The organism is Duganella sp. GW821-FHT07G03 (assembly GCF_059418605.1).
The window spans coordinates 12508-24922 of sequence record NZ_JBWKQE010000001.1; the positions used below are offsets into that span (position 1 = coordinate 12508).

The window sequence follows — 12415 nt, forward strand, 5'->3', positions numbered from 1 at the left end:
ATGAGCAAACCGGAAGAATTCGACTACATCGTCATCGGCGCCGGCTCGGCCGGCAACGTGCTGGCCACCCGCCTGACCGAGGACAGCGACATCACCGTGCTGCTGCTCGAAGCCGGCGGTCCCGACTACCGCTTCGACTTCCGCACCCAGATGCCGGCCGCGCTGGCGTTCCCGCTGCAGGGCACGCGCTACAACTGGGCCTACCAGACCGATCCCGAACCGCACATGAACGGCCGCCGCATGCAGTGCGGGCGTGGCAAGGGCCTGGGCGGCTCGTCGCTGATCAACGGCATGTGCTACATCCGCGGCAACGCGCTGGACTACGACGGCTGGGCCGCCCGCAAGGGCCTGGAGAGCTGGTCCTACCTGGACTGCCTGCCCTACTTCCGCAAGGCGGAAACCCGCGACACCGGCGCCAACGCCTACCACGGCGGCGATGGCCCGGTCAGCGTCGCCACGCCCAAGAACGGCAACAATGTGCTGTATCACGCCATGGTGGAAGCCGGCGTGCAGGCCGGCTATCCGCGCACCGAGGACCTGAACGGCTACCAGCAGGAAGGCTTCGGCCCGATGGACCGCACCGTCACCCCGCGCGGGCGGCGCGCCAGCACCGCGCGCGGCTACCTGGACCAGGCCCGCGGCCGCCCCAACCTGACCGTCATCACCCACGCGCTGACCGACCGCATCCTGTTCGACGGCCTGCGGGCGCGCGGCGTGGCCTTCATCAACGGCGCCACCAAACAGATCGTGCATGCCCGCCGCGAGGTGCTGCTGTGCTCCGGCGCGATCGCCTCGCCGCAGATCCTGCAGCGTTCCGGCGTCGGGCCGGCGGACCTGCTGCGCCGGGTCGGCGTGCCGGTGGTGCTGGACCTGCCAGGCGTTGGCGCCAACCTGCAGGACCACCTGGAGATCTACCAGCAATACGAATGTCGCCAGGCTGTGTCGCTGGCGCCGGCGCTCAGGCTGCACAACCAGCCGGCCATCGGCGCCGAGTGGCTGCTGTTCGGCAGCGGCGTGGGCGCCACCAACCAGTTCGAGGCCGGTGGCTTCATCCGCACCGACGACAGCTTCGCCTGGCCCAACATCCAGTACCATTTTTTGCCGGTGGCGATCAACTACAACGGCAGCAATCCGATCAAGGTGCACAGCTTTCAGGCCCACATGGGATCGATGCGTTCACCCAGCCGGGGACGCATCGCGCTGCGCAGCAGCGATCCGCGCGACCACCCGAGCATCCTGTTCAACTACATGTCGCATGAGCAGGACTGGCGCGAATTCCGCGCCGGCATCCGCATCACGCGCGAGATCATGCAGCAACGCGCCCTGGCGCCCTATACCGGCAACGAGATTTCGCCCGGCGCCTCGGTGCGTACCGATGCCGAACTGGATGCCTTCGTGCGCGAGCATGGCGAGACGGCCTTCCATCCGTCCTGCTCGAACGCGATGGGATACCACGCCATGGCCGTGGTGGACCACCAGGGACGGGTGCACGGCGTCGAAGGACTGCGCGTGATCGACGCCTCCATCATGCCGGAAATCGTCACCGGCAACCTGAACGCGCCGACCATCATGATGGCCGAGAAGCTTGCCGACACGATCCGCGGCCGCGCACCGCTGGCGCGATCGGCCGCGCCCTACTACGTGGCCGATCGGAAAACGGGTTAGGCGGCTTTCAGCAGCTGGTGCGGATCGATGACGTACTTCTTCGCCGCGCCGGCGTCGAAGGCGGCGTAGCTTTCCGGCGCCTGGTCCAGCGTGATCATCTGCACCCCGACGATTTCCGCGATGTTGATGCGGTCCCACAGGATGGCCTGCATCAGCTGCCGGTTGTACTTCATCACCGGCGTCTGGCCGGTATGGAAGCTGTGCGACTTGGCCCAGCCCAGGCCCAGGCGGATCGACAGGCTGCCGCGCTTGGCCGCCGGATCGACCGCGCCCGGATCGTCGGTCACATACAGGCCCGGGATGCCTATCTTGCCGGCCGCGCGGGTGACTTCCATCAGTGAATTGAGCACCGTGGCCGGCGCTTCCACCAGCGAGCCGGCATGACCATGACCGCGCGCCTCGAAGCCCACGCAATCGACCGCGCAATCGACTTCCGGCTCGCCCAGGATGGCGGCGATCTGCTCGGCCAGCGTGGCGTCCAGCGACAGGTCGACCGTTTCGAAGCCCATCGCACGCGCATGCGCCAGGCGGGCCGGATTCATGTCGCCGATGATGACGACAGCGGCGCCCAGCAGGCGCGCCGACGCGGCCGAAGCCAGGCCCACCGGGCCGGCACCGGCGATATACACGGTGGCGCCCGGCCCCACGCCGGCCGTCACCGCGCCGTGGTAACCGGTCGGCAGGATATCGGACAGGCAGGTCAGGTCGGCGATCTTCAGCATCGCCGCGTCCTTGTCGGGGAAGCGCAGCAGGTTGAAGTCGGCGTAAGGCACCATCACGTATTCGGCCTGGCCGCCGATCCAGCCGCCCATGTCGACATAGCCGTAGGCACCGCCGGCGCGGGCCGGATTGACCGACAGGCAAACGCCCGTATGCTGTTCCTTGCAGGTGCGGCAGCGGCCGCAGGCGACGTTGAACGGCACTGACACCAGGTCGCCCTTCTTCAGCGTTTCGACGTCCTTGCCGATCTCGATCACCTCGCCGGTGATTTCATGCCCGAGCACCAGGCCGGACGGCGCGGTGGTGCGGCCACGCACCATGTGCTGGTCGGAGCCGCAAATGTTGGTGGTGACCACCCGCAGGATCACGCCGTGCTCGATCTTGCGGCCGCGCGGATTGTCCAGTTTTGGAAAAGGGATGGCCTGTACTTCGACCCTGCCGTGATCGACGTAAACGACGCCGCGATTTTCTGCCATGATGAAGTCTCCATGAATTATTGTTGAAGGCGCGGCGGCGCTGCATGCGCCGCCGCGTCTACAAAAAATATCATGGCGGTGCTACGTCATTTGCACGAATCCGACACGAAGCAATCCATATGCGGCATCAGCGTTCCAGCACCACGTCGGACAGCGGTTTGCTGCAGCATGGCAGGATCCAGCCCTGGTCGATCTCGCGCTGGCGGATGCCGCCGGCGTGCTTCATGTCGACCTGGCCGGAGCTCATCCTGGTCTTGCAGGTGCCGCACAGGCCCTGGGTGCAGGAGGTCGGCATGCGCAGGCCGGCGGCGCGCGCCGCGCTCAGGATGGTCTGGCCGCTGGCGCAGGCGAGCATGTCGCCGGTACGGCTGAAGGTGACGCTGAATTGCGCCTCGCCGGCCGGCACGTCCTCGGCGTCATGCCCCGCCTCCGCCTCGGCCGACAAGGACTCGAAGGCGAAACTCTCCTCGTGGTAGTTGGCCATGTCGTAGCCGGCTTCCTGCAACAGCTTGCGCACCGCCGCCATATAGGGCGCGGGGCCGCAGGTGTAGACCTTGCGCTCCATGAAATCGGGCGCCGCGTTGGCCAGCACGCCGGCATTCAGGAAGCCGTTGAAACCGGCCCATGCCGGCTGCGTGCCGCGCCGCTCGCACACCACGCCGAGGCGGAAGCCGGCGCGGTTGAAGGCCATCAGTTCCAGCTCGCGGGCGAAGATGATGTCGTCCGGGGTGCGCGCGCTGTGCATGAAGACCACGTCCGCATCCAGCGCCAGGTCGTGGATCGCGCGCGACATCGACATCAGCGGCGTCACGCCGCTGCCGGCCGACAGGAACAAATACTTTTGCCGCGCCGGCATCGCGTGCAGGAAGCAGGAGAACGCGCCCGACGGCCCCAGTACGCGCAGGCTGTCGCCGGGCTTGAGGTTATCGTGCAGCCAGTTCGATACCGGCCCACCCGGCACCCGCTTGACCGTGATCGAAACCGTATCCGGCCGCGTGGGGCTGGACGACAGCGTGTAGCAGCGGTTCACGGCCTGGCCGCCGATCTGCAGCTCCAGTGTGATGAACTGGCCGGGCGAATAGCGGATCAGGCGCGGCTTGGGCGCGCCCAGCACGAAGGTCTTGACGTCGTGGGTCTCCTGCCGCACTTCGCGGCAGACCAGGGTATCGTCGCCGTCGGCGTTCCACAGCGCCGGCGCGCCGGTAAGTTGGTCGTTCATGGCTCACTCGCTCCAGCTCAGAGCCGACAGGCGGCCGATATACCAGTTGCAGAACTTGTCGACCAGCCCTTCGGTGTAGGGCGAGTACGGTCCCGGTTCGTAGGCGTCGCTGCGGATGCCCTTCTGCGACTGCTCGCACAGCTGGCGGTCCTGGGTGTTGGTGGCGTTCCAGACGGCGGTCAGGTCGGCCAGGTTGTAGTCCACGCCTTCCACCGCGTCCTTGTGCACCAGCCAGGTGGTGCGCACCAGGGTCTTCTCGGCCGAAATCGGCAGCACCGTGAAGGTGACGATGTGGTCGGCCATGAAATGATGCCAGGAGTTGGGCTGGGTCCAGAACGACAGCGCGCCCAGGTCGGCCTGGCGGAACTCGCCCAGCAGCCTGGCGCTGGCCGACTTGCCGGTCATGGTCTGGGCCTGGCCGGCGCGGTCCAGCGGCAGGCGCTGGGTGCGGAAGCCGGTGACGGCATCGTCCAGCCGGTCGATCTCGGCGCATGGCAAGCCCATTGCCTCCCATTGCGCATGGCGCTCGGCCAGGATGCGGTTGTAGGCGTCGATGCCGTCGCAGGTCTCCGGCGTGGGCGCGTAGCCAAAGCCGTACTCGAACAGCGAAATGGTCAGCTCCGGATGGTTGGCGCGGCAGTGGTAGCACTCGCGGTTGTTCTCCATCGTCAGCTTCCAGTTGCAGTCCTCGACGATGTCGATCTGGGTCGCCACCTTGCAGTCGGCCACGCGGTGCGGCGCGATGTAGGGCGTCATGGCGGCGGCCATCTGTTCGATGTCGGCCGGCGGTTCGTCGGCCAGGCAGATGAACAGCAGCCCCGCCACGTTCTTCAGGTGCACCGGCTTCAGATTGTGGCCACTGCGGTCGAAGGCCTCGCCCATATGTTCGGCGAACATCAGCGTGCCCTGCAGGTTGTAGGTCCACTGGTGGTAGGGGCAGACCAGGTTGCCGACCGCCCCCTTGTGCTCATTGCACAAGCGCGAGCCGCGATGGCGGCAGACGTTGTGGAAGGCGTTGATGTTCATGTCGCCGTCGCGCACCAGCAGCACCGAGGTGGTGCCGATATCAATGGTGAAGAAGTCGCCGTCCTCCGGGATGCAGGCCTCGGGGCCGGCGTAGATCCAGTGCCGTTTGAAGATCAGCGCGATGTCCTGCTCGAACACGGCCGGATCGGTGTAGAACGGGGCTTCCAGGCTGTAGCCGGGTTGGCGGCGGGCCAGCAGGGTGCGCAGGTCGGGGGTCGGTTTGGTCATTGCTTGGTCTCTCGGCGGTAAAAGTCTGGGCGGAAGTCTATGGCTTCATGTTCGGCCAACGGCGCCGTCCAGACTTGTGTTTTTACGACGAGATAGGCGCGTTTTGCGACATCCTGCGATCCGGCCTTCAGAGTGGAGGACGCGACAGCGCGTGGCTGGCCCAGATCACGCCGGCGCAGGCCAGCAGCGCCAGGTATGGCAGGACGCCGGCCCGGCGCGAGGACGCCGATCCCGCCACCGGTTCAGCATCCTCCCGCATATGCTGGGGGAACACGCCCTTGTCCTGCACGTAGTGACGGAACGCGAACACCGGCACGATCAGGGCGGCGGCGATCAAGCCGTTGCGCAGCGTGCCGGCGCCCCATACGTCGGCCCCGGCGCCGACCAGCGCCATGTTGACGAAGCCCAGCACCCCGCCCAGCGCCAGCAGCCATGTCGGGCAGCGGAACGGGCGCGGCCAGTTGCCGCGGTCCATGCGGTGGATCCAGCCCGCTTGCAGGTTCAGGAAATTGAACAGCAGGTAGCACACATTGGAGACCGTCAGCACCATGAAGTAGTCGGACAACATCAGCAGGAACAGGTTGAAACCGAGGTCGGTCCACATGGCCGCCGTCGGCGAGCCGTGCGGGTTCACGCGCGACAGGTAGCGCGGCAGCCAGCCATCCACCGAAGCCTGGTACAACGTGCGCGAGGAGCCCATCATCGACGTCATCACGATCAGCAGCAGCGACAGCAGCAGCATCACCACGATCAGGTTGGTGACCAGCGCCCCGCCCTTGACCATATGCGCCATGGCCAGCGCCACGCCGGTGCCGTCGTAGATGCTCTTGTCGAGCAACGCGTCCAGTCCCAGCGAGCCCTGGAACGCCAACGGCACGACGGTGAACATGACGATGCACAGCACGCCGGAGCTGAGGATGGCCTTGAAGGTGTCGGTGCCGGGATTCTTGAATTCGCGGGTGTAGCAGACCGCCGTCTCGAAGCCGAAGGTGGACCAGTTGGCGGCGAACAGGGCGCCCATCAGCAGCGTCACGCTGGCGGCGTTCCAGGTGCCGAAGCCGATATGGCCGGCCGCGTCATGCACCATGGGCAGCAGCGGAAAGAAGTGATCGGACGGCATGTCGCCGGTCAGCATCGGCACCAGGCCGACGATCACCAGCGGCAGCAGGCAGGCGATGCCCAGGATCTTCTGCATGCGCGCAGCCCGCGCGGCGCCGTGGTGCTGCAGGAAGAAAGTCAACAACAGCAGGCTGGCGGCGATGACGAAGACGGCGTTGATGCGCAGCGTCAGGCCCTCGTGGACGAAGTCCAGGTTGGCGATCGTCAGCTGCCAGGTCTGGATCGCGGCGTCGGCCGGGAAAAGGCTGAGCATCACGTAGCCGGCCGCCAGCCCGGTGCCCAGCGCCAGCACCGGCGACCAGGCCAGCCAGTTGCACCAGACCGAGATCGGTGCGATGAATTTGCTGTAGCTCACCCAGGCGCTGGCGCCGTACACCGAGGCCCCGCCCGACTTGTGCGGGAACAGGCCGGCGATTTCGGCGTAGGTGAACGATTGCAGGAAGCCGAACATGATGGAGACGATCCATACGATCCACGCCGGCTGGCCGATGGTGGCGGCGATGCCGCCTATGGTCAGCAGCACGCCGGCCGGCACGCCGCTGGCGGCCCAGAAGGCGCCCCGCCAGTCCAGCGTGCGGTGCAGCGTGGCCGGCCGCGCTGCCGAAGCCGGTGCCTCGGCCGCGCTGGCGGTGGGGTTGAAGGATGCGATACCTGCCTTTGGGGTCATGCCACGTCTCCTGTTAGTAAACCGTCGCTATTTCGCCTATTTCGCCTATTTCGCGACCGGCCCGTGGGTCGAGAACAACAAGGCCGCGCCGCCGGCCGGGGCATCGAGCACCGCGGTCAACGCCGCGCGGTCCGCCCGCTGGCTGCCGCTGAAACTGAGGCCGCCGTCGGCACTCTCCAGCGTCATGCCGTCCAGCCCCACCGCCAGCACCGCGCCGCCGGCACGCTGCGCAATCGCGGTGACCGAGCTTTTCAAGCCGGTCCTGGCGGCCTGCCAGCTGTCGCCGCCGTCGGCGCTGCGATAGACGGTGCCGCGCAGCCCCCCCACCAGCAAAGTACCATCCTTCAGCGCCGCGCCGCTCCAGAACGAGCCTCCGTAGCCGGTTTCGGCGTAGGTCCAGCTCTTGCCGTCGTCGAGGGAGCGCAACACCCTGCCCTGCTCCGAGGTGATGAACAAGCCGCCCTTGGCGTCGCTGAAAATGGCGTACAGGTTGCGGTCGGCCTTCTTGGCGTTGGGCGGCGGCGGCAGCGGCACCTGGGTCCAGCTGGCGCCGCCGTCGCTGGTGTGCAGCATCAGCGACCATAGACCCACCGCCCAGCCTTCGCCGGCATTCTTGAAATGCACCGAGAACAGCGGCTGGTCGGCCTGGAAGTCGCTGCGCTGCTGCACCCAGGTCTGGCCGCCGTCGGTGGTCTTGAGGATGGCGCCCCAATGGCCCACCGCCCAGCCGGTGCGGGCATCGGCGAAGGTGACCGCCGTCAGCGTCGAGCTGACCGGCACCGTCGCCGCCTGGCGGTAGCTCTTGCCCTGGTCGTCCGACAGCAGCACCACGCCATGGTCGCCGACGGCGACGATGCGCGCGCCGGCGCGGGCCGCGGCCAGGATCTTGACGCCGGTGGCCGCCGGCAGGCGCTCGGCCGGCGTCACCGCCAGCCGGGGCTTGGCGGCGGGGGCCGCAGGATCGGCCTGGGCACCGGCCAACGATGCCAGCAACCCCGCCAGCGCCGCGCCAGCCGTCAATGCGAATTTATTCTGTCTCATGCTGATGGTCCTAGTGACTAAACACACCCGGCGCCCGCACCGCTTTGCGGCGCGGGAACAGCCATTCCAAGAATACGGCAATCGCCGGCAGCGCCGTCATCGACATCACCAGGTTCACGATGAACATGAACGCCAGCAGCTTGCCCATGTCGGCCTGGAACTTGAGCGCCGAGAAGCTCCACGTCGCCACCCCGATGGCCAGCGTGATGGCCGTGAAAATGGTCGCCATGCCCACTTCCGTCAGCGCGTGTTCGATCGATTTCGCGATCGACTCGCCGGCGGCCAGGTGTCCCTGCAGCCGGTTGTAGATGTAGAACGCATAGTCCACGCCTATGCCCACGGCCAGCACCATCACCGGCAGCGTGGCCACAGTCAGGCCGATCTCGTTGGCCTTCATGAACCAGTAGCCGATGAAGGTGCCGATGGTCAGCGGCAGGCAGCACGCCACCACCGCGCGCAGGTCGCGGTAGACCACGAACACCAGCAGCACGATGGCGGCGTACACGTACAGCATCATCGGCAGCTCGCTCTTCTCCACTTCGTCGTTGATGGCGGCCAGCACGCCTGCGTTGCCGGCGGCCAGCTGGATCTCGATGCCCGGTTCGTGGTGGGTATCGCGGAACGCTTTCACGGCGGCGATCACGCGGTTGATGGTGGTGGCCTTATGGTCCGACAGGTAGAGGTGGACCGCCGTCATGCTGCAATCCTTGTTCAGGTAGCCGCGCACGCGGCCGATCTCGGTCGCCAGGCCGGCGTAGTTGCCGGTATCGATGGGCACCACGTTCATCTTCGGATTGCCCTCGTTGTAGCCCTCGTTGTAGCTGCGCAGGTTGCCGGCGAAGGAAGCGATCGACACCACGCCAGGCAAATCTTTGAGCGCATATTCCAGCTTGTCGCCATAGGTGCCCACGGCCGGGCTCTCGCACGACTCGGGCGGCGCCTGGATCACCACCGACAGCCAGTCCAGGCCGACGTCGAAGTTGGCGGCGATCGATACCGCATCCAGGTTGAAGCGCGCCTGCGGCCGCAGTTCCGGCGCGCCCGGCTGCAAGGTGCCGACCACGCGGTCGTGGCTCTGCCACACGGACAGCGCGAACAGCACTGCGGTGGCGCCCAGCACCAGCATGGCGTTGCGCGGCTGCGCCACCTTGGCCAGAGTGCGCAGCCAGCGGGCCCGCTGCTCGCGCTTGACCATGGTCTTTTCGGCATAGGCACGGGTGAAGTTCAGGCAGGACGCGGCCAGCGGCAGCATCACCAGGTTGGTGACGATCTTGTAGGCCACGCCCAGCGAAGCGGTGATGGCCAGCTCGCGTATCATCGGAATCGGTATCAGCAGCAGCGTGACGAAGGAGACGAAGGCCGTCACCAACGCCAGCGTACCGGGGATCAGCAGGCCGGTAAAACTGTGGCGCGCCGCGTCGAACGAGGATTTGCCGTCGGCCAGCTCGCGGGTGATGAAGTTGATCTGCTGGACCCCGTGCGAGACACCGATGGCGAACACCAGGAACGGCACCAGCACCCCCAGCGGATCGAGGCCGTAGCCCAGCAGGCGCAGGGTGCCGAACTGCCATACCAGCGATGTCAGCGAACAGGCGATCGGCAGCAGCGTGAAGCGCAGCGAATGACAATACCAGTACACCGCCAGCGCCGTCAGCAGCAACGCGATGGCACAGAACTCCAGCACCGCCTTGGCGCCGTCGGCGATGTCGCCGATCTGCTTGGCGAAGCCGATGATCTGGACCTCGAAGGCGCCGTCCTCATACTGCTTGCGCAGCTTCTCTTCCAGCAGGTGGTTGTACTGGATGTAGTCGATCTTCTTGCCTTCGTTGTCGGTCTCGCCGATTTCGGCCGTGATCATGGCCGCGCTCTGGTCGCGCGACACCAGCGAACCGATGAAGTTACCCTCCGAGGTGGAACGCTGGATCTGCTTGATCATTTCGGCGTCCAGCATCTCCGGCGTGACCGTGCCGGGGATGATGGGCTGCGAGCGGAAACCTTCTTCCGTGATCTCGTTGACGAAGCTGTTGGGCGTCCACAGCGACTGCACGCCCAGGCGATCGATATTGGGCAGGTAGGCCACTTCCTGGGTCACCTTGTACAGGCGGCCCAGGCCCTCCTTGGTCCAGATGGAGCCCTTGCGGGCCCTGACCACCACCGTCAGGCGGTTGGCCCCGAACAGGTCGGCGCGGTACTTCTGGAAGGTGCGCACATATTCATGCCCGATCGGGATTTGCTTCTCGAAACCGGCATCCATGCGCAGCTGCAGCGCAAAGAATGCCATGGCCGCGGTCAGCGCGATGAGCGCACCGAGCACCAGCGCGCGGTGGGAAAACAGCCAGTGTTCAAGACGGTGAATCGATCTGTTTAACACGTCAATACCTCACGGATGCTGCACTGCTTAGAAATTACGGGTCAGGAAGGCGCCGAGCGCGTTGCGGTCCGAGTACGGCTGCGTCAGCGCGTTGCCGCCGAAGTAAGCCACGTAGCTCAGGCCCATCTGCCACACCTGCGGATTCTTGTTGAACAGCAGATAGGCGTAGGCCGACCGCGCTCCCTGCTGGTAGTTGGCCGAGAAGGTCGGCGTATTGCCCTTCACCGCATCGTAGAACGTGATGCCCGGCGTGACCTGCCAGCCAGGGATCACCGTGCCGTCGTAGGTGACGTTGAAGTCCACCGTCAGGCCCACCGAATTGGCCGTGCCCTTGCCGGTGGCGATAGGATAACCCAGCGGCGAACTGCGATCGAGCCAGGTGCCGTAGGCCGCCGCCACCAGCTGGTAGGTGCTTTGGCCGTTGATGGTCTTGGCGTAGCGGCTGTCCTTGTTGATGCCGGGGTAGCGGATCCACGTCAGTTCGGCGGTGAACACGCCCAGGTCGGCGCCCAGCATGTCGACCACCGGCGCGCTGGTGCGGGTCATGTTCAGCTGGGCGTTGATGTCGAACTGGTACTTCTTCGTATCGCGCCAGGCCTGGCAATCGACGCCGGAGACGAAGTTGGTATTCAGGTCGGCCGGACCGCCGGCGGCGAAGCAGCCCGACATCGCGACCGCGTCGCGCGGACGGTAAGACAGCTCACTGCCCAGCGCCCAGTCGCCGATCTGGAAGTTGGTCGAAACGCCGTACAGGCTGCGGTTCTTCAGGTAGGACCAGCGCGAGATGCCGTTGGCCAGGTAGGACAGCACCGGCGCCTTGTCGGTGTAGTTCTCGTAGTAGAAACCGAAGGTCATGTCCAGGTCCTGCGGCTTGTAGCCCACCCGCAGACCGTATTGCGGCTGGTTGCCGGGACGGACGGTGTCGTAGACGAAGCCGATCGAATTCCATGGCGTGCCGGCGTAGTCGCCGTTCAGCAGCCCGGCGTTCACGCCGGCCATGGTGGCGGCGTTTTTGCTGCCGGCGCCGGCGATCTGCGCCGCGTCCGGACCCGCCACGTTGTAGTTGCCGGAGTTGAAGGCGGCCGGCACGGTGCCGCGCCCGAATACGTCGGAGGCCGACCAGAACGTGCCGACCGGCGGATAACGGTTGCCGTTCCAGCCGAACTGGTAGTAGGCCTCGGTGGAAAAGCCGCCCGGAAGGCTGCTCGCCACGCTCAGCATCGGCGCCGGCAGCAAGGCCTGTTTCAACTGGGTGCCGGGGATCAGCAGCTTCTGGTTGTCGACCGAGTTGGTGTTGTTGATGCCGCCGGTGGCAAAATAGCTCTCGCCCCAGTTGATCACCTGGTTACCGAAGCGTGCGTGGGCGCGCTGCCCGCCAACGTCAAAGTCCTTTTGCAGCCACAGGTCCAGCAGCTGGCCGCTGTGGACCGCCTGGTTGCGTACCGCATCGGTCAGTTCGGTGCGCTCGGTGCGGTCGGCCAGGAAGTCGTACATGGCGGTGCCGCGCACCAGGAACTTGTAGCCGGCATTGGGCATCGTCAGCAGCAGCTCACTGGTGCCGCTCAGGTAACCGGTGTATGCCTGGTTCTTGCGATAGTTCAGATTACCGTCGTCGCCATTGGCCCACAGCTCGGTGTTGGCGCTGGCGCCGCAACCGGCCGCGCTGCCGGTCAGCGCGCAGCTGGGCGACTTGGTGCGGATGCCGATGCCGGTGGTCAGGTTCGAGACCCAGCTGGCCGTCAGGCCGTCGATGCCGGTTTCGATGGTGGCGGCCGAAGCGGCGCCCAGGGCGCTGGCGCCGGACATGGCGCCCAGCAGCCAGATGCTAGTTTTTTTCATGAGTTCCCCGATTGGTCGATGGCTGGGCGCGACCAGGCCTTGCG

8 protein-coding genes are annotated in these 12415 nt (G+C 66.2%); 1 reads left to right on the forward strand and 7 read right to left on the reverse strand.

All coding sequences use genetic code 11. From position 1 onward, the window contains the following. Positions 1-1665, forward strand: coding sequence for a choline dehydrogenase (gene betA / locus AC07OK_RS00060; protein WP_494688374.1), 1665 nt, complete (start codon positions 1-3; stop codon positions 1663-1665). Here the strand turns inward: betA and fdhA are convergent. The 7 genes from fdhA to AC07OK_RS00095 form a co-directional block, all read right to left on the reverse strand. Further along, on the reverse strand, positions 1662-2861 hold the full coding sequence (gene fdhA, locus AC07OK_RS00065; protein ID WP_494688375.1) for a formaldehyde dehydrogenase, glutathione-independent: 1200 nt from the start codon (positions 2859-2861) through the stop codon (positions 1662-1664). The two genes, betA and fdhA, sit on opposite strands and share 4 nt — an antisense overlap. 127 nt (positions 2862-2988) lie before the next feature. Further along, on the reverse strand, positions 2989-4080 hold the full coding sequence (locus AC07OK_RS00070; RefSeq protein WP_494688376.1) for an FAD-binding oxidoreductase: 1092 nt from the start codon (positions 4078-4080) through the stop codon (positions 2989-2991). Between the two features lie 3 nt (positions 4081-4083). Next, a complete protein-coding gene (locus tag AC07OK_RS00075) occupies positions 4084-5334 on the reverse strand; it encodes an aromatic ring-hydroxylating oxygenase subunit alpha (protein WP_494688377.1) in 1251 nt (416 codons plus the stop codon). A gap of 127 nt (positions 5335-5461) precedes the next feature. Beyond that, positions 5462-7120, reverse strand: a complete 1659-nt coding sequence (locus AC07OK_RS00080) for a trimethylamine N-oxide permease (protein WP_494688378.1) — start codon at positions 7118-7120, stop codon at positions 5462-5464. 45 nt (positions 7121-7165) lie between these two features. Next, a complete protein-coding gene (locus AC07OK_RS00085) occupies positions 7166-8161 on the reverse strand; it encodes a YCF48-related protein (protein ID WP_494688379.1) in 996 nt (331 codons plus the stop codon). Between the two features lie 10 nt (positions 8162-8171). Further along, positions 8172-10532 carry an efflux RND transporter permease subunit gene (locus AC07OK_RS00090; protein ID WP_494688380.1) on the reverse strand — a complete coding sequence of 787 codons (2361 nt, stop codon included), beginning with the start codon at positions 10530-10532 and terminating at the stop codon, positions 8172-8174. A 27-nt stretch (positions 10533-10559) separates the two neighbouring features. Next, positions 10560-12371: a DUF1302 domain-containing protein gene (locus tag AC07OK_RS00095; protein ID WP_494688381.1), complete on the reverse strand. Its 1812-nt coding sequence runs from the start codon at positions 12369-12371 to the stop codon at positions 10560-10562. Positions 12372-12415: the final 44 nt, after the last annotated feature.